General features: G+C 73.7%; 17 protein-coding genes. 6 read left to right on the top strand and 11 right to left on the bottom strand.

Annotated features, from left to right (window positions below; all coding sequences use genetic code 11):
* The first annotated feature begins 178 nt into the window (after window positions 1–178).
* Window positions 179–898, top strand: a complete 720-nt coding sequence (locus ADY01_RS15840) for a lytic polysaccharide monooxygenase auxiliary activity family 9 protein (RefSeq protein ID WP_049572836.1) — start codon at window positions 179–181, stop codon at window positions 896–898.
* Window positions 899–1,000: 102 nt separating this feature from the next.
* On the opposite strand, the gene ADY01_RS15835 is transcribed toward ADY01_RS15840, so the two are convergent.
* The 11 genes from ADY01_RS15835 to ADY01_RS15785 form a co-directional block, all read right to left on the bottom strand.
* Window positions 1,001–3,118, bottom strand: coding sequence for a PQQ-dependent sugar dehydrogenase (locus tag ADY01_RS15835; RefSeq protein ID WP_053170883.1), 2,118 nt, complete (start codon window positions 3,116–3,118; stop codon window positions 1,001–1,003).
* A gap of 93 nt (window positions 3,119–3,211) precedes the next feature.
* Entirely contained in the window at window positions 3,212–4,171 is a 960-nt protein-coding gene (locus tag ADY01_RS15830) for a sugar phosphate isomerase/epimerase family protein (RefSeq protein ID WP_049572835.1), read from the bottom strand.
* A 340-nt stretch (window positions 4,172–4,511) separates the two neighbouring features.
* On the bottom strand, window positions 4,512–5,096 hold the full coding sequence (locus tag ADY01_RS15825; protein WP_049572824.1) for a TMEM165/GDT1 family protein: 585 nt from the start codon (window positions 5,094–5,096) through the stop codon (window positions 4,512–4,514).
* Window positions 5,097–5,442: 346 nt separating this feature from the next.
* Window positions 5,443–6,300 carry an MIP/aquaporin family protein gene (locus ADY01_RS15820; protein ID WP_078900336.1) on the bottom strand — a complete coding sequence of 286 codons (858 nt, stop codon included), beginning with the start codon at window positions 6,298–6,300 and terminating at the stop codon, window positions 5,443–5,445.
* Window positions 6,301–6,503: 203 nt separating this feature from the next.
* Window positions 6,504–7,727 carry a threonine synthase gene (locus ADY01_RS15815; RefSeq protein ID WP_049572818.1) on the bottom strand — a complete coding sequence of 408 codons (1,224 nt, stop codon included), beginning with the start codon at window positions 7,725–7,727 and terminating at the stop codon, window positions 6,504–6,506.
* A 78-nt stretch (window positions 7,728–7,805) separates the two neighbouring features.
* Window positions 7,806–9,305 carry an NAD(P)/FAD-dependent oxidoreductase gene (locus ADY01_RS15810; RefSeq protein WP_049572815.1) on the bottom strand — a complete coding sequence of 500 codons (1,500 nt, stop codon included), beginning with the start codon at window positions 9,303–9,305 and terminating at the stop codon, window positions 7,806–7,808.
* Window positions 9,302–9,628 (bottom strand): (2Fe-2S)-binding protein, encoded by a 327-nt coding sequence (locus ADY01_RS15805; protein ID WP_049572812.1) that lies wholly within the window; start codon window positions 9,626–9,628, stop codon window positions 9,302–9,304. The genes ADY01_RS15810 and ADY01_RS15805 overlap by 4 nt, the downstream gene beginning before the upstream one ends.
* A complete protein-coding gene (locus ADY01_RS15800; RefSeq protein WP_049572809.1) occupies window positions 9,625–10,782 on the bottom strand; it encodes an NAD(P)/FAD-dependent oxidoreductase in 1,158 nt (385 codons plus the stop codon). The genes ADY01_RS15805 and ADY01_RS15800 overlap by 4 nt, the downstream gene beginning before the upstream one ends.
* On the bottom strand, window positions 10,782–11,564 hold the full coding sequence (locus ADY01_RS15795; RefSeq protein WP_078900335.1) for a GntR family transcriptional regulator: 783 nt from the start codon (window positions 11,562–11,564) through the stop codon (window positions 10,782–10,784). The genes ADY01_RS15800 and ADY01_RS15795 overlap by 1 nt, the downstream gene beginning before the upstream one ends.
* A gap of 65 nt (window positions 11,565–11,629) precedes the next feature.
* Window positions 11,630–12,631 carry a proline racemase family protein gene (locus ADY01_RS15790; protein WP_049572805.1) on the bottom strand — a complete coding sequence of 334 codons (1,002 nt, stop codon included), beginning with the start codon at window positions 12,629–12,631 and terminating at the stop codon, window positions 11,630–11,632.
* A 58-nt stretch (window positions 12,632–12,689) separates the two neighbouring features.
* Window positions 12,690–13,595 carry a dihydrodipicolinate synthase family protein gene (locus ADY01_RS15785; protein ID WP_049572794.1) on the bottom strand — a complete coding sequence of 302 codons (906 nt, stop codon included), beginning with the start codon at window positions 13,593–13,595 and terminating at the stop codon, window positions 12,690–12,692.
* A gap of 174 nt (window positions 13,596–13,769) precedes the next feature.
* Between ADY01_RS15785 and ADY01_RS15780 the strand changes: the two genes are divergently transcribed.
* The 5 genes from ADY01_RS15780 to ADY01_RS15760 form a co-directional block, all read left to right on the top strand.
* Complete coding sequence (locus ADY01_RS15780) at window positions 13,770–14,804, top strand: sugar ABC transporter substrate-binding protein (RefSeq protein ID WP_078900334.1); 1,035 nt, start codon at window positions 13,770–13,772, stop codon at window positions 14,802–14,804.
* Entirely contained in the window at window positions 14,792–16,351 is a 1,560-nt protein-coding gene (locus ADY01_RS15775) for a sugar ABC transporter ATP-binding protein (protein ID WP_078900333.1), read from the top strand. The genes ADY01_RS15780 and ADY01_RS15775 overlap by 13 nt, the downstream gene beginning before the upstream one ends.
* A gap of 5 nt (window positions 16,352–16,356) precedes the next feature.
* Window positions 16,357–17,325, top strand: coding sequence for an ABC transporter permease (locus ADY01_RS15770; RefSeq protein ID WP_049572841.1), 969 nt, complete (start codon window positions 16,357–16,359; stop codon window positions 17,323–17,325).
* A gap of 56 nt (window positions 17,326–17,381) precedes the next feature.
* Window positions 17,382–19,472: a hydantoinase/oxoprolinase family protein gene (locus tag ADY01_RS15765; protein ID WP_049572775.1), complete on the top strand. Its 2,091-nt coding sequence runs from the start codon at window positions 17,382–17,384 to the stop codon at window positions 19,470–19,472.
* The coding region (locus ADY01_RS15760; RefSeq protein WP_199826242.1) for a hydantoinase B/oxoprolinase family protein at window positions 19,469–21,310 on the top strand (1,842 nt) is incomplete at its 3' end. The genes ADY01_RS15765 and ADY01_RS15760, both read left to right, overlap by 4 nt.

Raw genomic sequence — 21,310 nt, 5'->3', positions numbered from 1 at the left:
CCGCCCTCCCGCCCTGGCTCTGAGGGAGGGCGGCGCGGGCCGGGCTTTGGCGCAAACAGCCCCTGGCGGGCGCGGTCCCGGCCCTGGACACTGTCCGCACAGGGGAGGGGCGCCCGCGCCGGCCCCCCACACCTCCTCTGGGTCCCGTAGCAGGCCCCGACCCGAGGAGCGAACCGCCGTGACCACGACGACCCCTGGATTACGCCGCTGGCCCGCCCGCGCCGCGACCGTCGCGCTGGCGACCGTGCTGTGTGCCCTGCCCTGGACCACCCCGGCCCAGGCGCACGGCACCGTGATCGAGCCCGCCTCGCGCAATTACGCCTGCTGGCTGCGCTGGAACGGCGACTGGGCCGATCCGGACCTGCCCGCCGAGGACCCCATGTGCTGGCAGGCGTGGCAGGACGACCCCGGCTCCCTGCTCCAGTGGGACGGCGTCTCCAGGACCGGCGTGGACCTCGGCGACGGCACCCTGGTGCCCGACGGGCAGCTGTGCAGCGCGGGCGGGGCGGCGGGCGGCCGGTACGACTCCCTGGACGAGCCGGGCGACTGGCCGGCCACCGTGATCACCAACCCGTGGGACAGCTTCACCTTCCAGCTGCACGACACGGTGCGGCACGGCGCGGACTTCATCTGGGTCTGGGTCTCCGAGCCCGGCTACGACCCTCTCACCGAACCGCTGACCTGGGACGACCTCGACCTGGTCCACACCTCGGGGTCCTACCAGCCCGGCTGGGGCTTCCCGTCCGACGAGCCCCACCTCCCCGGCGGCACCTACGAGACGTACCTGAGCGCCGGAGAGGGCGGCGAACGCACCGGCCGCGCCGTGGTCTTCGCCGTCTGGGCGCTCCTCGGGCAGGACGAGGCCCACTACCTGTGCAGCGACGTGACGTTCACCTGAGCGAGGGCCGAAGCGCGGCGCCCCGGCCCCGCGGGGTGCGGGGCCGGGGCGCCGGGGATGGCCGACGGGGCCGGGCGGGAGCAGTCCTGCCCGGCACACGCGTCAGCCGGCCGGGGTGAGCACCACCTCGGCGGTGCCGGTCGCCTCGGGCGCGTCGTCCCCGCCCGGGTCGGTGTACGTCGCGAAGAACACGCCCGCCAGATTGTCCTGGCCGGGGTCGTGGCCGCCCGGCTCCGACGTCTGTATGGTCCCCGAGCAGCCGTTGGCCGAGGTCTGCGGGTGGCCGTGCACGTCGTGGCCGAGGATGTAGTGCACGGTGACCTGGGAGCAGTCGACCTCCTGGTCGTCCGTCACCGTCACCTCGAACGCGATGGCGTCGCCGAAGGAGAACTCCTGCCCGTCGGTCGGGGACACGAACTCGACCACCGGCGCCTCGTTCCCGACCACGATCCTGACCTCCGCCGAGGCGGCGCGCCCCTCGCCGTCGGTCACCCTCAGGTTCGCGTCGTAGCCGCCGTTCTCCTCGAAGGTGTGGGTGGGGTTGGGCTCGGTGGAGTCCACGGTTCCGTCCGAGTCGAAGTCCCAGGCGTAGCTGAGCTCGTCGCCCTCCGGGTCCTCGGTGCCCTCGCTGGAGAACGCGACCTCGTGCGGCGCGTATCCGCCGGTGTCGTCGGCCGAGGCGACGGGCACGGGGGAGTGGTTGCCGCCGGGGCCCAGGTAGTCGACGCGGGCGAGCATGGCCTCCGGGTTCTCCGCGAAGTAGCCCTTGCCGTACTCCAGGACGTAGAGCGCTCCGTCGGGGCCGAACTCCATGTCGATGATGCCCGAGAACACCTGCTCGGGGAGCACGTCCTCGATCGCCTCCACGTCGCCGCGCCGGTCCAGGTCGACGCCCTTGATCCAGTCCCGCGTCCACTCGTAGAACAGCGGGACGCCGTCGAAGCTCTCCGGCCACGCCACCGAGTCGGGCCCGGAGGCGGCGCGCCGGTCGTAGTCGTAGGTGGGTCCGGCCATCGGGGCGACGCCGCCGGAGCCGAGCTCGGGGAACTCCGCCGACTCGTCGCCGGGGTACCAGATCTGGGGCTGCTCCACCGGGGGCAGCTCGGTGCGCCCGGTGTTGTGCGGGGACTCGTTGACGGGCGCCGCGCAGTCGAACTCGTCGCCCGACTCCTCGGTGCCGAAGTCATAGTCGCGATAGGGCAGTTCCGCGGTGGCGCAGTAGGGCCAGCCGTAGTTGCCCGGCTCGTCCGCCATGAACCACTTGCCGTGGCCGTTGGGCCCGCGCTCCGGGTCCGGGTCGCCCGCGTCGGGCGAGTAGTCGCCCACGTAGACCTCGTCCGTCTCGCGGTCGATCTCGATGCGGAACGGGTTGCGCAGCCCCATCAGGAAGATCTCGGGCCGGGTGTCCGGCGTTCCCCGGCGGAACAGGTTCCCGCGCGGCACCGAGTACGAGCCGTCCCTGTGGACCCGGATGCGCAGCACCTTGCCGCGCAGGTCGTTGGTGTTGGCCGCGGTCCGCTGCGCGTCGAGCGCCGGGTTGCTGTCGGCCCGCTCGTCGATGGGCGTGTAGCCGTCCGACTCGAACGGGTTGGTGTCGTCGCCGGTCGCCAGGTACAGGTCGCCCTTGCTGTCGAACGCGATGTCGCCGCCGACGTGGCAGCAGATCCCGCGGTCGGCGTCCACGTCCAGGATGTTCTGCTCCGAGTCCAGGTCGAGCGTGTCGCCCGTGAGCTGGAAGCGGGAGAGCCGGGTCACGCCGTCGAACGGCGCGAAGTCCGCCGCCTCACCGGTGAACGGGGCGTCGCCCTCGTTGACGTCGGGGGTGGCCGGGTCGTCCACCGGGGTGTCGAGGGGCGGGGCGTAGTAGAGGTAGACCCACCGGTTGCTGGTGCCGTTGAAGCCCGGGTCCACGGCGATGCTCTGGAGCCCCTCCTCGTCGTGCTCGTAGACGTCGAGCTCGGCGGCGAGGGTGTTGAGGCCGGTCTCCGGGTCGTTCAGCCAGACCTGGCCGTTCCTGGTGGTGTGCAGCACGCGTGAGTCCGGGAGGACGACGAGGTCGATCGGCTCGCCCGGCGTGTCGTTGAGGATGACCTTCTGGAAGTCGGCGTCGGCCGGGGCCTCGTGCCCCGGATGTCCTTCGTGCCCGACCGCGGGAACGGACGCGGCCAGCAGCGCCGTTGCCGCGAGGGCCACGGTCGCGAGGGTGGGAGTGGTGCGCATTGCGGCCTTTCGTGGTGGTGCGGTGGTGCGGTGGGAGCGCGGTGTCGCCCGCGTGGGCGGCGGGCGTGGAGCGGTGCGGCGGCCGTGGGGCCGTCAGCAGGTCAGTCCGCGCAGGTACCTGAAGCCCACCTCGGCGGACTGGATCGGGGTGACGTCGGGCGTGTCGTTCTCGACGATGTACTCGCGCACCGAGTGGGCCTTGAAGATGCGCGGGAAGTCGATCATCCCGGTGCCCAGGTCGGCCATGTCGCCGGTCTCCGGGTTCCGGTCCTTGACGTGGTACTGGAGCGTCCGGTGCGGGGCCGCCCTGATCACGTCGATGGCGAACTGCTCGGGGTCGTCCACACCGTCGCCCGACTCGATGCCGCCGGTCACGACCCAGTAGAGGTCGATCTCCAAGTGGACGAGATCCGGGTCGAGTTCGGCCATGAACACGTCCCAGGGCGTGACGCCGCCGCCCAGGTCGACGGTGAACTCGTGGGCGTGGTTGTGGTATCCGTAGCGCAGGCCCAGACGGCGGGCCGCCGCCGCCTCGTGGTTCATCTGCTCCGCCCACATCTTCCAGTCGTCGAGCAGCTCCGACTGGAGATAGGGCACGTTGACATAGGACTGGCCCAGCGTCCTGGCGTTGGTGAGCTTGGTGTCGAGCGCCGCCTCGTCGGCGCTTATGCCGTCGTGGCTCGACGTGCAGCTGACGCCTATCCGCCGGTAGAAACCGCGGAGTTCGGCGGCGGTGCGGCCGAAGTAGCCCGACGCCTGCTCCACCCGGGGGTAGCCGATGTCGGCGACGGCCTCCAGGGTCGCGTCGAAGCCGATGTCGCCGTTCAGGTCGTCGCGCATCGTGTAGAGCTGGAGCCCGATGCGGCCGGGCGGCACCAGGGCGCGGCCCCAGCCGCGGCCGGGAGCGGCCTGGGCACCGGTGGCCGAGGCGGCGCCGAGCGCGGCGGCGCCCAGGACTCCGCCGACGGCGCCGCGCAGCATCGAGCGTCTGCCCGGTCCGTGGTGGGCGCGCGCCGCGGCGAGGGCCCGGTCGTTCGAGAATCCGTAACACATGGGCGGCTCCTGTCGGTTGAGCGGTGATGGTGGCACGCCCACACCGCCGCACGGAAGAGCCGCGCGGTGCGGGACGGAGGGCGTGTGGAGGGGGAGGAGGGGTGGTGGAGGTGGGGACGGGTGATCTGCGTCGACTCCGGGGCAGGCTCTCGGCACCGCGCCTGCCATGGCGGACAACGTAGAAAGGGCTTTACCCGCCGTCAAGAGAAAGTTCGACACTTTCCGGCGAAACTACGGTCTGTTGGGGCACAAAGCCGGTGCGCAGCGGACCATATGACACCGTTTCGGGCCGCCCGGACGGGCCCCGGCGGGGGAGGGGGCGCCGGTCCTTCCGACCGGATCAGCTCGCGAACACCTCGACGAGGGACCAGATCGCCAGGCCGAGCATGCACAGTCCGCCGATGCGCCGGACCGTCCTCAGCGGCACGCGCCGCGCGAGGAAGCGGCCGACCAGCAGGGCCAGCGCCGAGACGCTCATCAGGGCCGCGGCGGCGCCGACCGAGGTGGACAGCGCGCCGTTGGTGGCGGCCAGGTTGGCGGTGGTGATCTGCGTGAGGTCGCCCCACTCGCTGATGAACACGGCCGTGAACGCCGTGGTGTACACGGGCAGGAAGCCGGTGACGGCCGTCCCGCCCTCGGCCCCCTCCCCGTCGTCGTCCCCGCCGCGCAGCAGGAGGAACGCGCCGAAGCCGAACAGGAGGGCGGAGACGAGGCGGACGCTCCAGTCGGGCAGCAGCCCGATGAGGCTTCCCGCGCCCACCGCGAGGGCGACGTGCACGACGAACGCGGTCGAGGTGCCGAACCACACGTACAGCGGTCGCATCCGGGTGCCCATGGCCAGCGAGGCGAACATGGTCTTGTCGGGAAGCTCGGCGAGGAAGATCAGCCCGAAGGCGGTCAGCACCGCCACGAGGTCGAGAGGCATGGCGCCCGGCTTTCTGCGAGGGCCGGACCGCGCCGCCCCACAGGCTCGCCGCACGTGCTCGGGGGACCACTCGGCCCGGCACGACGGTGCGCCCGCGGGGTCGCGGGCGCGTCATACCTGGCCGAAGGTCTCGTCCGTCGCGGCCCCCTCGGGCGCCACGACCCGGCGGCCGGGTCACCCGCGTGAGCGGATCACCAGCGTGTCGACCGACCGGTATTGCGGGACTACTCCCCTTCGCGCCGTCGATCATACCCGGCGTCCCCCCACACATGTCCCGGCCCCGTCGGCCGCCACCCGGAGCGGGCGGCGGCCGACGGGGCCGGGAACGGCGAGGAGGCCGGGGGGATCAGCGGTCGCGCTGGGTGGCGGGCGGGTCGCCGGGCCCCTTGTCCTCCTCCTCGGAGGAGGCGGTCCTGGCCCGGATCACCGGGCTGATCAGCAGGTCGTACGCCGCCACCCCCACCAGGCCCCCGATGAGTGGCCCGACGATGGGGATCCACCAGTAATGGGAGAACCAGTCGAACTGCCCGGGTAGCGCGATATCACCCCAGCCGGCGAGGAACGTGAACAGCCGCGGCCCGAAGTCACGGGCCGGGTTGATCGCATAGCCCGCGTTCGTTCCATAGGCCAGACCGATCACGACGACCACAAGACCGATCAGATACGGCGCCAGGTTGGACAGCGGCGCCGTATTGCGGTTGTCCAGCAGCGCGCAGATCAGCAGCAGCAGGATTCCGGTGCCCACGATCTGGTCCAGCAGCGGCCCCCACCAGGAGTTCCCGAAGTACTCGGCCGGGAAGGTCGCGAAGATCGAGAACGTGTCGAGCGACTCCTGCTTCCCGGTGCCCGCCTTGTCGTTGAACGCGTTGATCGCCCAGCTGTAGGTGCCGTACACCAGGGCGGCGGCGACGAACGCGCCGACCAGCTGCGCCGCCCAGTAGGGCAGTACCTTCTGCCAGGGGAACATCCGCCGTGCCGTCAGCGCGAGCGTCACCGCGGGATTGATGTGGGCGCCGCTGATGCCGCCGGCCACGAAGACCCCGAAGACCACTCCGAAGCCCCAGCCCCAGGCGATGATCAGCCAGTTCGCCGCGTTGAAGTCGCCCGTCTGCCGCCCCGAGCCCGGCAGGCCCACGACGGCGACCGCCACCGAGCCGCAGCCCAGCAGGATCAGCACGAACGTTCCCAGGAACTCGGCGATCATCTCGCCGGTGAGCCCCGCCGGATAGCCGCGTCGGTCTGAACTGCGCTCTGCACTGCGGTCGGCCATCGGCCCTCCCTTGCTCGGATGTACGCGCAAGGTAAGCAAGCGCCCGCCGCCCCGCCCGCGCCTGCGGGCGCGTCACGCCAGATGTCCACCCGATGGCGTACGGGACGGCGGCGCCCCCTCCGGGCCGGTGCCCGCGCTCAGCCCGGGATGCGGCCGTGCGCCGGCAGCGTCTGCACGTCCACCGGCACCGTCCCGGGGTACTTCAGGCCGCTCCCGGTGTTGAGCACCACCACGTTCTCGTCCCCCCGCAGCCACCCCGAGGCGCGCAGCCGGTCCACGGCGGCGAAGCAGGCGGCACCCTCGGGGCAGATGAACGCCCCCTCCGCACGCGCCAGCGCCCCCTGCGCGCGCAGCAGTTCCTCGTCGGAGACCGCGACGGCCGTGCCGCCGGTCTCGCGGACGGCGTTCAGCACGAGGAAGTCGCCCAGCGCCTTGGGCACCGTGATGCCGAACGCCACGGTCCTGGCGTCCGGGAACGGCACGCTCGAAGCGTCGCCCCGCTCGAACGCCTCCACGATCGGCGCGCACCCCTCGGCCTGGACCGCCACCAGCCGCGGCAGCTCGCCGGTCAGCCAGCCCAGCTCCCGCATCTCCAGCAGCGCCTTGTGGATGCCGATGATGCCGACCCCGCCGCCCGTCGGGTAGAGGATCACGTCCGGCGCCCGCCAGCCGAGCTGCTCCACGATCTCGTAGCCCATGGTCTTCTTGCCCTCCAGGCGGTAGGGCTCCTTGAGCGTGGACACCTCCTGGTAGCCGCGGCGTTCGGCGACCGCCGCGGCCACCAGCTTCCCCGCGTCCCCGATCAGGCCGTCCACCAGGTACAGCTCCGCGCCCGCCACCACGCACTCGGTCCTGGTGATCTCCGGGGCGTCCACCGGCATGGCGATCAGGCTGCGCATCCCGGCGCGGGCGGCGTAGACCGACCAGGCCGCGCCCGCGTTGCCGTTGGTCGGCATCGCGATGCCCCGCACCCCGAGCTCGGCGGCGCGCGAGACGCCGACGGCGGCGCCCCTGGCCTTGAACGAGCCGGTCGGAACGAGCCCCTCGTCCTTCATCCGCAGCCCCGGCACGCCGACGCTCGCGCCGTAGCGCTCCAGGGGGAGCAGCGGCGTCATCCCCTCGCCCAGCGACACCACGTGCCGCGGGTCGCGCACCGGCAGCAGCTCGCGGTAGCGCCACAGGTCGGGCGCCCGGCCCGCGATCTCCTCGCGGGTCACGCGCGCCCGCACCCGTTCCAGGTCGTAGCGGGCCAGCAGCGGGGCGCCGGCGTCCGAGGTGGTGTGCACCTCGTCGGCGTCGTGGCGGGCACCGGTCCTCGAACACTCCAGATGGGACAGGGCGGAGAAGAACGCGGATGACATGTCGCTCCCTGGTCGCTGCTCGGCCGCGGCTCGGCTCGGATCGGCTCCGTCGAGGGGAACGCGGGGGCGAACCCCACGTCAAGCGGTGTCCACGGAGGGAGCGGGCGGCGGCGCCTCCGGCCCGTCCGGCCGCCCCGGCTCCTCCGGCTCCGGCAGCGCGGCCAGCTCCGCCAGGGTGACCGGGGCGCCGAGCGGGCGCTTCGCCGGGGCCCGCAGATCGTCGCCGGTGACCGGCCGCCCGGCGCGGGAGGCCAGCAGCGAGGCCGTGGCGAACCCGCACACCCGCCCCTGGCACCGGCCCATCCCCGGCCGCGCCAGCAGCTTCGCGGTGCGCGGGTCCCCGGCGCCCAGGCCGTCCTGGGCGCGCTGGACGTCGCCGACGGAGACCTCCTCGCAGCGGCACAGCCGCGTCTCCTCACTCAGCCACTCGGTCCAGTGCTCCGGCACCGGGTGGGCCCGGTGCATGGCGTCGGCGAACGTCTCGGCCCGCGCGATCCGCGCGGCGAGCCGCCTGCCGCGCCGTCGCGAGACCGGGCGGCCCGCGTCCACCGCGGCGGTCAGGCCCGCGAGTTCGCCTTCGGCCACGGCCTTGGCCGCGCCGCCGACCCCGGTCGCCTCGCCCGCGAGGTAGACGCCGGGGACCGTGGCCCGCCGCGCCGTGTCCACGGTGGCGACCAGCGAGCCGTCCGCGCCGCGCTCGGTGTCCGCGCCCAGGGCCAGGGCCAGTTCGAGCGAGGGCGTGAAGCCCCAGCCGAACGCGACCAGATCGGCGTCGAGGCGCCGCGTGCGGCCCGGCACCACGCGCCCCGAGCCGTCCACCCGCTCGACGGTGACCGCGGTGACCTCCTGCGTTCCGTGCACGCGGGTGACCACGGTGCGCGGCAGGTAGGGGACGCGGTGCCGCAGCAGCCCGGCCGCGTAGCCGGCGCCCTCGACGGCCTTGCCGGGCACCGCCGCCGCGGCGAGCGGGCGGCGCAGCCAGCGCGCCGGGCTCGCCGCCTCGCACAGGGCCACCACCCGGGCGCCCGCGGCGGCCAGGCCGGTGGCCACCGGCAGCAGGAACGGGCCGGTGCCCGCCACCACGACGCGCCGCCCCGCGACGGTGCCCTGGCCCTTGAGCAGCGCCTGCACCCCGCCCGCCGCCATCACGCCGGGGGTGGTCCAGCCGGGCACCGGCAGCTGCCGGTCGTACCCGCCGGGGCACAGCACCACCGCCCGCGCGGCCACCTGGCCGACCGGGGGCCCCTCGCCCCCGGCCCCCTCGTACGCCGGGGTCAGCCGCAGCGTGAACGGGGCGGGCCCGGCGCGGTCGACCGTCCAGACCTGGTGCAGCGGCACATGGTGGATCAGGCCCGCGGCGATGCCCCGGCGCAGGGCGTCGGCGAGCCGGGTGAACGTGGCCCAGTCGTGCTGCCCCGCCCCGGTGGACCCCTCGGCGTGCCGCCAGAACTGGCCCCCCGGGCGCGGCCCGGCGTCCACCAGCGCGACGCGCAGCCCCTCCCCGGCCGCCGCGGTGGCGGCGGCGAGCCCGGCCGGGCCCGCCCCGACGACGGCGCAGTCGAACGGTGGCTCGCTCACGGGGCGTCCCCCTCCTCTGGTGCGGCCGGTGCGGCCGGCTCGGGCGCCTCCCGCTCCGGCAGGGGCAGCGGGGGCGCGTCGCCGGTGAGGACCATGCCGTCGCGGGCCGGGACGAGGCAGGCGCGCTGGCCGGGGACGCCGTCCACGGTGATCAGGCAGTCCCAGCAGACGCCGATGCCGCAGAAGAGGCCGCGGGGCGCGGCGCCGTCGCGGGTGGGGCGCCAGGCGCGGACGCCCGCCTCGGTGAGCGCGGCGCCGACGCTCTGTCCGGGGCGGGCGGGCAGCGGGCGCCCCTCGAAGGTGAGGGTCGGCCTGTCGGTCACGGGGTCTCGCTCCTCTCGAAGCGCTCGGGGGCGAACGGCGCGAGGTCGAGGTCGGGCGCGGCGCCGGTCAGCGCCTGGCCGAGCAGCCAGCCGGTCCCGGCCGCCAGGCCGATGCCCGCGCCCTCGTGCCCGCAGGCGTGCCAGAGCCCGGGGGCCCGCGGGTCGGGGCCGACGACGGGCAGGTGGTCGGGGCAGTACGGGCGGAATCCGCAGTAGGCGCGCATCGCCCGCACCCCGGTCAGCGCGGGGAAGAGGGCGATCGCCTTCCGGGCGAGCAGCCGCAGCGCGGGCAGCGACAGGGTGGCGTCGAATCCGACGCGTTCGCGGGTGGAGCCGATGAGGACGGTGCCGGACTCGGTGGCCTCGACCACGGGCGAGGACTGGAGCCCCGCGTCCGAGCTGGCCACGTCGCCGACGTACTCGGCGGCGTACACCTTGTGCCGCACGGTCGGCGGCAGCGGCTCGGTGACCAGGACGAAGCCACGGCGCGGCAGCACCGGCAGGCGCACCCCGGCGAGCCGGGCGACCGAACCGGCCCAGGGCCCGGCCGCGTTGAGCACCTGCCCCGCGGGGAGGTCGCCGCCGGTGGTGCGCACGCCCGTGACGCGGTCGCCGTCGCGCAGGAAGCCGGTCACCTCGGCGCCGGTCCTGACCTCGGCGCCCGCCTCGCGGGCCAGGCGGAGCAGGTGCGCGGTGGCGAGCATCGGCTGCACCTGCGCGTCCTGCGGGTAGTACGCGCCGGCCGGGAGGCCGGGCGCCAGATAGGGCTCGAACGTGGGCAGCTCGGCGGCGGTCAGGTCGACGGCCTCGACGCCCGCGGCGCGCTGGCGCCGCGTCAGCTCGGCGAGCCGCGCGGCGCCCTCGGCCGAGGCCGCCACGACCAGGCCGCCCTTGGCGTCGAACTCCCACAGCCCGGCGAACGCGCCCAGGCGCTCGCGCCAGATCCGCCGGGACAGCAGCGCCAGGTCGAGCTCGGGGCCCGCCTCCTTGTCGGAGACCAGGAGGTTCCCCTCGCCGCGCCCCGAGGTGCCGCCCGCCACCGGCCCCCGGTCGAGCACGGTGACCCGCAGCCCGGCGCGCGTGGCGAAGTACGCGGCGGCGGCGCCGACGACGCCGGCGCCGACCACCGCGAGATCCGGGGCGCGCCCCGCCATCAGCCGCAGCCCGCCGGTCCCGGCGACGCGGGCAGCCCCGCCCCCGGGGCCGCGGCCTCGGGGGCCGTGGGCTGGGGAACGGTGGCCGGCGGCGCGGGCTCGTGCGCCCGCCTCTCCTCGGCGGCGCCCGCCCACTTCCCCCGCACGTGGCCGATATGGCGGTTCATCAGCGCGAACGCGCCCTGCTCGTCGCGGGTCTGCACCAGGTCCATCAGCAGCAGGTGCTCCTCGGCGGACTCGCGCAGCTCGCCGGTCCCGGCGAGCGCGGCCAGCCCCAGCAGCCGGGTCCCGGAGCGCAGCCGGGAGATGGTCTCGACGAGCCGCGGGTTGCCGCTGTAGCCGAGGAGTTCGAGGTGGAAGAGCCGGTCCGCCTCGGTGTACCGCACCAGGTCCCCGGCCTCGGCGAAGTCGACGATCTCGTCCGCGAGGCGCCGCAGCCCGGCGAAGTCGGCGCGCGGCACCAGCGGGACGACGCGGCGGATGGTCGGCGGCTCGATCAGCAGGCGCAGCTCGGTGATGTGGTCGAGGTCCGCCTCGGAGACCTCGGTGACGCGGAAGCCCTTGTTGGGCACGGAGGTCACCATGCCCTCGCGGACCAGGTCGAGCATGGCCTCGCGCACGGGGGTGGCGGAGACGCCGAACCGGGCGCTGAGCGTGGGCGCGGAGTAGACGACGCCGGGCTCCATCTCCCCGGAGATGATGGCGGCCCGCAACGCGTGCGCCACGGTCTCGCGCAGGCTTTCCCGCTTCGTCAGCAGGGTGAAGTTGGATCGTGAGGTCATGGTGTCCTTCTCGGCGTCCCCGGGGTTCGGCGCGGCGTGGGGTGGGGGAGGCTCTTCGCACGCCGCTACAGGAGGAATCCTCCAGGGAACGGGTCGTCCGGGTCGAGGTGGTACTGCGCCGTGCCGGTGATCCAGGCGCGCCCGGTGATGGTGGGCACGACGGCGGGGAGCCCGCCGACCTCCGTCTCCTCCACCAGGCGGCCCGTGAAGCGGCTTCCTATGAACGACTCGTTGACGAACTCCTGGTGGAGCCCGAGCCGCCCGCGGGCGTGCAGCTGCGCCATCCGGGCGCTGGTGCCGGTCCCGCACGGCGAACGGTCGAACCAGCCGGGGTGGATGGCCATCGCGTGCCGCGAGTGGGCGGCGGTGGAGCCGGGCGCCTCCAGGTAGACGTGGTGACAGCCCCGCACGCCGGGCAGCTCCGGATGCGTCGGCGGGTCCTGCTCGTTGATCGCGTCCATGATCCTCAGCCCCGCGGCGAGCAGTTCGCCCCCGGCCGCCCGTTCGAACGGCAGCCCGAGCCGTTCCAGCGGGGTGATGGCGTAGAAGTTCCCGCCGAACGCCATGTCGTAGGTGACCTCGCCCAGGCCCGGGACCGTGACGCGCCGGTCGAGGCCGGCGGCGAACGAGGGCACGTTGGTGAGGGTCACCGAGCGCGCGGCGCCGTTCTCGACGGCCACCTCCGCGACGACGAGACCGGCCGGCACGTCGAGCCTGATGGTGGTGACAGGCTCGGTGACCTCCACCATGCCCGTCTCCACCAGCACCGTCGCCACCCCGATGGTGCCGTGCCCGCACATCGGCAGCAGCCCGGAGACCTCGATGAACAGCACCCCGACATCGGCGTCCGGGCGGGTGGGCGGCTGGAGGACGGCGCCGCTCATGGCGGAGTGGCCGCGCGGCTCGTACATCAGCAGGGTGCGGATGTGGTCGCTGTGCTCGATGAACCAGCGGCGCCGTTCCTCCATGGTGGCGCCGGGGATGGTCCCCACGCCGCCGGTGACCACCCGGGTCGGCATGCCCTCCGTGTGGCTCTCGACGGTGTGGAACACCCGTGTGGACCGCATCTCCCGCCCTCCTCCCCTCGCTCCGCGCGTTCCGGTTCGGCCTCGGCGCCTCGGCGCCTCAGCGGTGGCCAGCGGCGAGCGCGGCCTCGGTCGCCGCGCGCACGGCGGCGGCGGCCTCCTCGCCGAGCGGGGAACGCGGCGGCCGGCAGGCGCCGCCCTTGCGGCCGGCCAGGTCCATGGAGAGCTTGATGGCCTGCACGAACTCCGGCCTGGAGTCCCAGCGCAGCAGCGGGTGCAGCGCGCGGTAGAGCGGAACGGCGCGGGCGAGCTCGGCCGGGTCCTGCGAGGTCGCGAGTCGGTACAGCTCGACGGTGGCGCGCGGAAGGGCGTTGGGGTACCCGGCGATCCAGCCGACGGCGCCCGCGATGGCCAGCTCCAGGAGCACGTCGTCGGCGCCGATCAACAGGTCGAGGCCCGGGGCGAGTTCGTGGATCTGATACGGCCTGCGCACATCCCCGGAGAACTCCTTGACCGCCACGATCAGGCCCTCGCCGTACAGCTCGGCGAGCAGCGCGGGGGTGAGGTCCACGCGGGTGTCGTACGGGTTGTTGTAGGCGACGATCGGCACGCCCGCCTTGGCCGCCTCGCGGTAGTGCGCGATCACCGTCGCGTCGTCGGCGCGGTAGGAGTTGGGCGGCAGCAGCAGGACGCAGGAGGCGCCCGCCTCGGCCGCCTGCTCGATCCAGCGGCGGGCCTGGAACGCGCCGTAGGCCGCCACGCCGGGCATCACGGTGAAGCCCTCGGGGGCGGCGGCGACGGCCGTCTCGACCACGCGGGAGCGCTCCTCGTCGCCGAGGCTCTGGTACTCGCCGAGCGACCCGTTGGGGCAGACGCCGTCGCACCCTTGTGCGGCCAGCCAGGAAACGTGCTCCGCGTAGCCGTCGTAGTCCACCGCGTACGCCTCGTCGAAGGGGAGCGCGGTGGCGACATGAACGCCGTGCCAGGGCTGCTCAGCAGCAGTCATGAGAGAACTCCTCGTAGCTCGTGCGGTCCCATCCCTATCAGTAAAATGTCACATTGCATAGCCGGGGGGTGAGGGTGTTTTCGGCCGCGAAAAAGTCTGCCACGATTCGTTGCTCCGGTATGCGACATGTGACATGTTACTGAGCTAACAGACCGAGACGCCGGGAGGGCGACGATGGCTCACAGACCTGTAAAGGCCCTGGTGGCGGCGGCTGCGGTCGCTCTCGTCGCCACCAGTTGCAACGCCTCGGGAAGCGGAGGCGATGGTTCCGTCGAGGGCGGCGCGTACAAGGTGGCGGTCCTCGCCGCCTCCGCCCAGAACGGCTACAACCAGGCGGTCTACGACGGCGTCGTGGAGGGCGCGAAGGACCTCGGCCTGGAAGTGGACGCCAAGATCCTGGACGGCGGATTCGACGCCACCACGCAGCTGTCGCAGCTCCAGACCGCGGCCACCAGCGGCGAGTACGACGGCGTCATCGTCGTCCCGCACGACGGCCCCAGCCTGACGGCCGGGTTCCCGATGGCCGACGACCTGCCCGTGGTCACCGTGCTCAACCCCATCGGCCCCGACATCGACGCGATGGAGCCGCAGGTCGAGGGCGTGGTCTCCACCGTCGCCGTCCCGCCGACCGCCGCCGCCGAGCGGCAGGCCGAGGACGTCGTCGAGCACTGCGCCGACCAGGAGGGCCCCTGCAAGGTGATGCTCCTGGTGGGCAACCTCTCCTCGCCGCTCGACGTCGCCCGCCGCGACGCCTACCAGTCGGTGCTGGAACGGGAGGACGGCATCGAGATCGTCTCCACCCTGGAGGGCAACTACGACCGGGACCAGTCCCTGTCCACCGTCGCCAACGCCGTCCAGTCCCACCGGGACGTCGACGTCATCCTCAGCAACGCCGACCAGATGACCCTGGGCGCCGAGGTGGCCCTCACCAACGCGGGGATCGACCCCTCCAGCGTCTACCTGACCGGGGGCGGCGGCACCACGGAGGCGCTCCAGGCCGTCAGGGAGGGGCGCTGGGCCGCCGACTACGTCAACTTCCCCGTGAGCATGGGCGCCGCCGCCATGGAGCAGCTCGCCAACGCGCTCGGGGACAAGCCCGTCGAGCCCCATGTCGACGCCGACACCGTCGGGCCCGAGGGAGTCGAGCCCTACGCCGACGCCGACACGCTCGCAGGCGTCGAGGACTTCACCGGCGAATGGAACGGATAGTGAACGCCCCCGCCCAGGGCAGCGGCCCGGTGCCCCGGCCCGTCGTCGAACTGCGCGGCGTCTCCAAGTGGTTCGGCGGCACGCACGCCCTGGACGACGTCAGCCTCACCCTCCTGCCGGGCGAGGTCCACGCGCTGGTCGGCGAGAACGGCGCGGGCAAGTCGACCCTGGGCAAGATCATCGCCGGCGTCTACCAGCGCGACGGGGGTGTGCTGGCCGTCGACGGCGAGGAGACGGGCCGCTGGGACCCGGCCAGGGCCGGGCGCCGCGGCATCGCGATGATCGCCCAGGAGCTCGCCCTCGTCCCCGAGCTGACCGTCGAACAGAACGTGTTCCTCGGCCGGGAGCGGGCTCTCGCCGGCGTCCTGCGGCGCGGCGGCACCGAGGACGCGTTCGGCCGGATCTGCGACCTGGCCGGCTTCCGCCTCCCGCCGCACCGCAGGGTGAGGGAGCTCGGCATCGCCGACCAGCAGAAGGTCGAGATCATGCGCTCCCTGGCCAGGGACGCCCGGGTCGTCGTCATGGACGAGCCCACCTCCTCCCTCACGGCCCACGAGACGGAGCAGCTGCACCGGCTCATCGCCACCCTGCGCGATCAGGGCCGCACCGTCGTCTACGTCTCCCACTTCCTGGACGCCGTGCTCCGGGTGGCGGACCGGATCTCCGTCATGCGCGACGGCGGTCTGGTCCGCACCGGCCACGCCCGGGACGAGACGAAGACCTCCCTCATCGAGGGCATGCTCGGCCGCTCCCTGGCCGTCACCTTCCCCGAGAGGACCGGGCCCGTCGACGCCTCGCTGGAACCGGTGCTCGACGTGGCCCACCTCGCCACCGACCACGGCGTGGTGGACGCCTCCCTGTCCGTGCGCCCCGGCGAGATCGTGGGGCTGATCGGCCTGGTCGGCTCCCGGCGCTCGGAGATCGCCCGCGCGATCTACGGCGCCGACCGCGTGACCGGGGGCACCGTGACGTTCCGCGGCACGGAGCACCGCAGGCCGAGGCCCTGGCGCTCCATCGAGGCGGGCCTCGCCATGGTCCCCGAGGACCGCCACGGCCAGGGGCTGGTCCTGGAGCGCCCGATCCGCGAGAACATCGCGCTCACCCACGCCTCCCGCTTCGCGACCGCCGGCGTCATCAGCCGCCGCCGCGAGCGCGCCGCCGTGAACGAGCTGGCCGAACGCCTCGCGCTGCGCCCCGCCAGGACGGAGCTGGAGACGAGCGGCTTCTCCGGCGGGAACCAGCAGAAGGCCCTCATCGGCAAGGCGCTCCTCGGCGACCCGGCGTTCGTCATCCTCGACGAGCCCACCCGCGGCGTCGACATCGGCGCCAAGTACGCCATCCACGAACTGATCGTCGCTCTCGCCCGGCAGGGCGTGGGCGTGCTCCTGATCTCCTCGGAACACGAGGAGATCATGGGCCTCGCCCACCGCGCCTACCTGGTGCGCGACGGCCGCACGGTCGCCGAGGTGGTGCCGGAGCGCACCACCGTCGACCGGATCCTCACCGCCCTGTTCGAGGCGGACCAGCACCAGGGAGCCCCACTGTGACCGCGATGACCGCCGAGATCCCCGGCCGGCGCAGGACCTTCCGCCGGCCCCTGCTGCTCGCCAAGGACTACGCCGTCCTCATCCTGCTGGTGGCCGTCACGGTCTTCCTCTCCTTCGCCAGCCCGGCGTTCTTCACCAGCGACAACCTGCTCAACATCCTCAACCAGAACGCCCCGCTCGCGATCATCGCCGCGGCCGGCACGTTCGTCATCGTCTCGGGGAACTTCGACCTCTCCACCGCCAGCGTCTTCGCGGTCGCCAGCGTCTCCGCCGCCTGGCTGGCGAACGAGACCGGCTCCGTCGCCCTCGCCCTGTGCGCCGCCCCGGTGCTCGGCCTCGTGCTCGGCGCGGTCAACGGCCTGGTCGTCACCGCGCTGCGCATCCACTCCTTCCTCGCCACCCTGGCCTCCTCCCTCGTCTACTCCGCGATCGCCGTGCTGATCACCGGCGGCGCGCTGATCACCGTGACCACGGAGGGCTTCACGGAGCTGGGCCGCGGCGAGTTCCTCGGCGTCTTCCTCCCCGTCTGGGTGCTCGCGGGGGTGGTCGCGCTGCTGTGGTTCCTGCTCTCCGGCACCGTGTTCGGCCGCCATGTCTTCGCCACCGGCGGCAACGCCGAGGCCGCCGAGCTCTCCGGCGTCCGGGTCGACCGGGTGAAGATCCTCGTCTTCTCCCTCAGCGGCCTGGCCGCGGGCGTCGCCGCCGCCATCGCCGTCTCCCGCATCGCCTCCGGCCAGCCCCAGGCGGGCGCGGGCATGGAGCTCCAGGCCATCGCCGCGATCATCCTCGGCGGCACCTCCATCCACGGGGGCGTCGGCGCCGTGTGGCGCTCGGTCGCCGGGGTGTTCCTCATCGCCCTCATCGGCAATGGATTCGACATCCTGGACTTCAACCCCCAGCTCAAGGACCTCGTCACCGGCGTGATCATCCTGGCCGCCGTCGCCCTCGCGGCCGTCGGCAGGACCCGCAGGTAGACCCCCGCACCACGGCCCCGCACCGCGGGCCCCGCACCACCGAAAGGCGCTCCGCCATGCCGAAGGACATCCGCGTCGCGATCGACGTCGGCGGCACGTTCACCGACGTCGTCAAGCTCGACCCGGCCTCGGGCGAGCTGCTCTTCGACAAGGTCGCCACGACCCCGCACTCCCCGTCCGAGGGCGTGCTCCACGCGTTCGAGCGGATCGAGGCGGACATGGCCGAGGTGGCGATGTTCCACCACGGCACCACCCTCGGGCTGAACTCGCTGCTCACCCGCTCCGGGGCGCGCACCGCGGTCGTGGCCACCCGCGGCTTCCGCGACGTCTACCTGCTGGGCCGCACCGACCGGCGGGCCATGTACGACATCCGCCACCGCAAGGCGCCCGCCCTGCTGGAGCGCCACGACACCTTCGAGGTCACCGAGCGCAGCTACTTCGACGGCACCGTGGCCGCCCCGCTGGACGAGGACGACGCCCGCCGCGTCGCGGACGAGATCGCCCGCCGCGGCTACCAGGCCGTGGCCGTCGGCTTCCTGCACTCCTACGCCAACCCGGCGCACGAGCGGCGGATGCGCGACATCCTGCGCGAGCGGTGTCCCGGCGTCGAGGTCACCGTCACCCACGAGCTCTCGCGCGAATACCGCGAGTACGAGCGCACCTCGACCGCCGTGCTGGACGCGTACATCAAGCCCGTCGTCCGCCGCTACCTGGCGCACCTGGAGACCGAGCTCGCCGGGCGCGGCTTCACCGGCCGCTTCCTCGTCTCCCGCTCCGGCGGCGGGGGGATGACCGGCGCCTCGGCCAGGGAGCAGCCGGTCAACCTGATCCTGTCGGGCCCGGCCGGCGGCGTGGTCGGCGCGGCGGCGTTCGCCCGGCTCACCGGCCGCCCGCACCTCATCACCATCGACATGGGCGGCACCAGCCTGGACGCCTCCCTGGTGCTCGACGCGCAGCCGGTGCAGCGCCAGGGCGCCGAGTTCGAGGGGCTGCCGATCACCACCCCCTCGCTCTACATCCACACCATCGGCTCCGGCGGCGGCTCCCTGGCCTACCTCGACGACGCGGGCGCCCTCCAGGTCGGCCCGCAGAGCGCGGGCGCGGACCCGGGGCCCGTCGCCTACGGTCGCGGCGGCACCCGCCCCACGTTCACCGACGCCGCGCTCGCCGTCGGCTACCTCGGCGAGGACACCCCGCTGGGCGGCACCCTCACCCTGGACGCGGGCGCCGCCCTCGCCTCGCTCACCCCGATCGCCGAGCGGCTCGGCCTCACCCCGACCGAGCTGGCGCAGGGCGTGCTGCGGATCTCCCACACCAAGATCGTGGGCGCGGTGCGCGCCATCACCGTCGAACTCGGGCACGACCCCAAGGACTTCGGCCTGCTGTCGTTCGGCGGCGCGGGCGGCCTCGTCGCCGTGGACGTGGCCCGCCAGCTCGGCATCCCCTCGGTGATCATCCCGCCGGGCCAGGGCGCGTTCTCCGCGCTCGGCATGCTGATGGCCGACGTCCGGCACGACTTCTCCCGCACCTCCGTGACGGCGCTCGCCGACCTGGACCGTTCCGCCGTGGACGCCGCCTACGCCGAGATGGAGCGCGAGGCCGGCGCGGTGCTGGCCGAGGAGGGCTTCGAGCCGGGGAAACGCGCCCTGAACCGCACCGTCGACGTGCGCTACGCGGGCCAGGAGCACTCGGTCGGCGTCGCCTACCCGGAGGGCGCCGAGGACCCGGTGGCCGCCATCGCGGAGGTGTTCGCCGCCCTGCACGAGCGGCAGTACGGCCATGTGATGGACGACCCGGTCGAGATCACCACCCTGCGGCTGAGCGCCGTCGGCCGGGTGGACCAGCCGGAACTGCCGCTGCTGCCGCGCCGCGAGGGCGGCTCCGCCGCCGCGCGCGGGACACGGCAGGTGCACGGCCCCGGCGGAACGGTCGGCGCGTACGCGCTCCACGCCCGCGAGGACCTGCGCCACGGCGACACCGTCGAGGGCCCCGCCGTCATCACCGAGCACACCGCGACCACCGTCATCCACCGGGGCGACCGCCTGGAGGTGGGCCCCTACGGCGAGCTCGTCATCACGGTGGCCGGCGAGGGCGGCGCCCCCCGCGGCGACGAGAACGGCAACGGCGAGGGGAACGAGACGCGATGAGCGACGCCATCACCATCGAGATCATCAGGCACGCCCTGCTGTCGGCCGCCGAGGAGGTGGCCCGCAACCTGTGCCGCACCGCCTACAACACCGTGGTCTACGAGATCCACGACTACGGCATCGGCATCCACGACGCCTCGGGCGACGTGGTCGCCGACGCGCCCGGCATCGCCATCTTCACCCGGGGCAACGACCACGGCATCAAGAAGTCCCTGGAGTTCCTCGGGGCCGACGCCATGGAGCCGGGCGACGTCCTCATCCTCAACTATCCCTACTGGGCGTCCGCGCACACCCTGGACCCGCTGGTCTTCGCGCCCATCCACGACGGGGACGAGCTGATCGGCTTCGCCTCCTGCCGCATCCACGTCCTGGACCTCAACCAGAAGGACCCCGGCTACGTCCTGGACTCCACGGACGTCTCCCAGGAGGGCCTGATCCTCCCCGCCGTCAAGCTCTACCGGCGCGGCGAGCCGAACGCCGACGTCCTGCACCTGATCCGGTTCAACTCCCGCATGCCGGAGCGGACCGTCGGCGACATCCAGGCGCAGGTCTCCGCGTGCGTCACGGGCGTGCGGCGGACCCAGGAGATCGCCCGCAAGTACGGCCGCGAGGCGCTGCTCGGCGCGATGCGCGCGATCAACGAGCACGGCGAGCGGCTCGCCAGGATCGGCCTGGCCAAGCTGCCCAAGGGCACCTGGCGGGCCACCGACTTCGTGGACAGCGACGGCGTCGACCGCGACACCCTCGTCCGGCTCACCGCGACCGTCACGGTCACCGACGAGGAGATGATCGTCGACTGGACCGGCAGCGCCCGGGACGTGCGCGGGCCGATCAACCTGCCCCCGGGCCAGACCGAGGCGCTCTCCAGCCTGGTGTTCAAGGCCCTGACCACGCCGGACTCCCCGGTGGTCGCGGGGAACTTCGCGCCGCTGCGGGTCATCACCGAGCCCGGCTCCGTGATGCACGCCGTGCCGCCGATGCCGACGTTCACGCTGTGGACCGGGCTGCTGGCCGGGGAGGTCGTCCTTAAGGCCCTCGCCCAGGGCATGCCCGAGCTGGTCCCGGCCTGTTCCGGCGGCGACGTCTGCTCGATGATGGGGCTCGGCGTCAACCCGCGCACCGGGGCGGCGTGGCTGGAGGCCACCAACGAGGCCGTGGGCTTCGGCGCCACCATGGACGCGGACGGGGAGGACGGCATCATGCACCTGTCCGAGCCGGGCTGCCGCAACAACCCGGTCGAGGTGCTGGAGACCAAGTCCCCGATGATCATCGAGTCCTACGGCTACCGGCCCGACACCGGCGGCCCCGGCCGCTTCCGCGGCGGCGTCGGGGTCAGCCGCGTCTACCGGTTCACCGCCCCCTCCACCGGCATCTGCCTGGTCTACAAGACCCGCACCCGCCCCTGGCCCGTCGCGGGCGGCGGCGAGGGCGAGCCCAACCGCATCGTGCTCAACGCCGGGACCGACCGCGAGGTCGTCCAGGGCGGCAGCTACAACCGGCTGGACGCGGGGGAGACCCTGGCCAACGAGACCGGGGGCGGCGGCGGTTACGGCGACCCGTTCACCCGCGACCCCGCCGCGGTCGCGCGGGACGTGCGCAACGGCTTCGTCTCCCTCGCGGCGGCCCGCGAGGCGTACGGGGTCGCCGTCCGGCCCGGGGAGTTCACCGTCGACGAGCGGGAAACGGCCGCCCTGCGGGCCGCCACCCCCGACCCCGACCCCGGTGGCACGTACGCCCGCCTCGCCGAACTCGGCTTCAAGCCGGTCCGGTTCAGCGAGGAGCTTCGCGCGCGCATGCCCAGTCAGCCCGAGGCCGAGCGCCTGCGGCTGGCTGAGGCC

Source organism: Streptomyces sp. SBT349 (assembly GCF_001083795.1).
Lineage (GTDB): Bacteria > Actinomycetota > Actinomycetes > Streptomycetales > Streptomycetaceae > Streptomyces.
Note: the sequence above shows the minus strand (reverse complement) of the source record. Positions and strands in the feature narration are given on the sequence as shown.

Excerpts from the sequence above, each read along its gene's own strand:
- ADY01_RS15835 (WP_053170883.1), bottom strand. The coding sequence starts at position 3,118 with ATGCGCACCACTCCCACCCTCGCGACCGTGGCCCTCGCGGCAACGGCG.
- ADY01_RS15830 (WP_049572835.1), bottom strand. The coding sequence starts at position 4,171 with ATGTGTTACGGATTCTCGAACGACCGGGCCCTCGCCGCGGCGCGCGCC.
- ADY01_RS15825 (WP_049572824.1), bottom strand. The coding sequence starts at position 5,096 with ATGCCTCTCGACCTCGTGGCGGTGCTGACCGCCTTCGGGCTGATCTTC.
- ADY01_RS15820 (WP_078900336.1), bottom strand. The coding sequence starts at position 6,300 with ATGATCGCCGAGTTCCTGGGAACGTTCGTGCTGATCCTGCTGGGCTGC.
- ADY01_RS15815 (WP_049572818.1), bottom strand. The coding sequence starts at position 7,727 with ATGTCATCCGCGTTCTTCTCCGCCCTGTCCCATCTGGAGTGTTCGAGG.
- ADY01_RS15800 (WP_049572809.1), bottom strand. The coding sequence starts at position 10,782 with ATGGCGGGGCGCGCCCCGGATCTCGCGGTGGTCGGCGCCGGCGTCGTC.
- ADY01_RS15795 (WP_078900335.1), bottom strand. The coding sequence starts at position 11,564 with ATGACCTCACGATCCAACTTCACCCTGCTGACGAAGCGGGAAAGCCTG.
- ADY01_RS15790 (WP_049572805.1), bottom strand. The coding sequence starts at position 12,631 with ATGCGGTCCACACGGGTGTTCCACACCGTCGAGAGCCACACGGAGGGC.
- ADY01_RS15785 (WP_049572794.1), bottom strand. The coding sequence starts at position 13,595 with ATGACTGCTGCTGAGCAGCCCTGGCACGGCGTTCATGTCGCCACCGCG.
- ADY01_RS15780 (WP_078900334.1), top strand. The coding sequence starts at position 13,770 with ATGGCTCACAGACCTGTAAAGGCCCTGGTGGCGGCGGCTGCGGTCGCT.
- ADY01_RS15775 (WP_078900333.1), top strand. The coding sequence starts at position 14,792 with ATGGAACGGATAGTGAACGCCCCCGCCCAGGGCAGCGGCCCGGTGCCC.
- ADY01_RS15770 (WP_049572841.1), top strand. The coding sequence starts at position 16,357 with ATGACCGCCGAGATCCCCGGCCGGCGCAGGACCTTCCGCCGGCCCCTG.
- ADY01_RS15765 (WP_049572775.1), top strand. The coding sequence starts at position 17,382 with ATGCCGAAGGACATCCGCGTCGCGATCGACGTCGGCGGCACGTTCACC.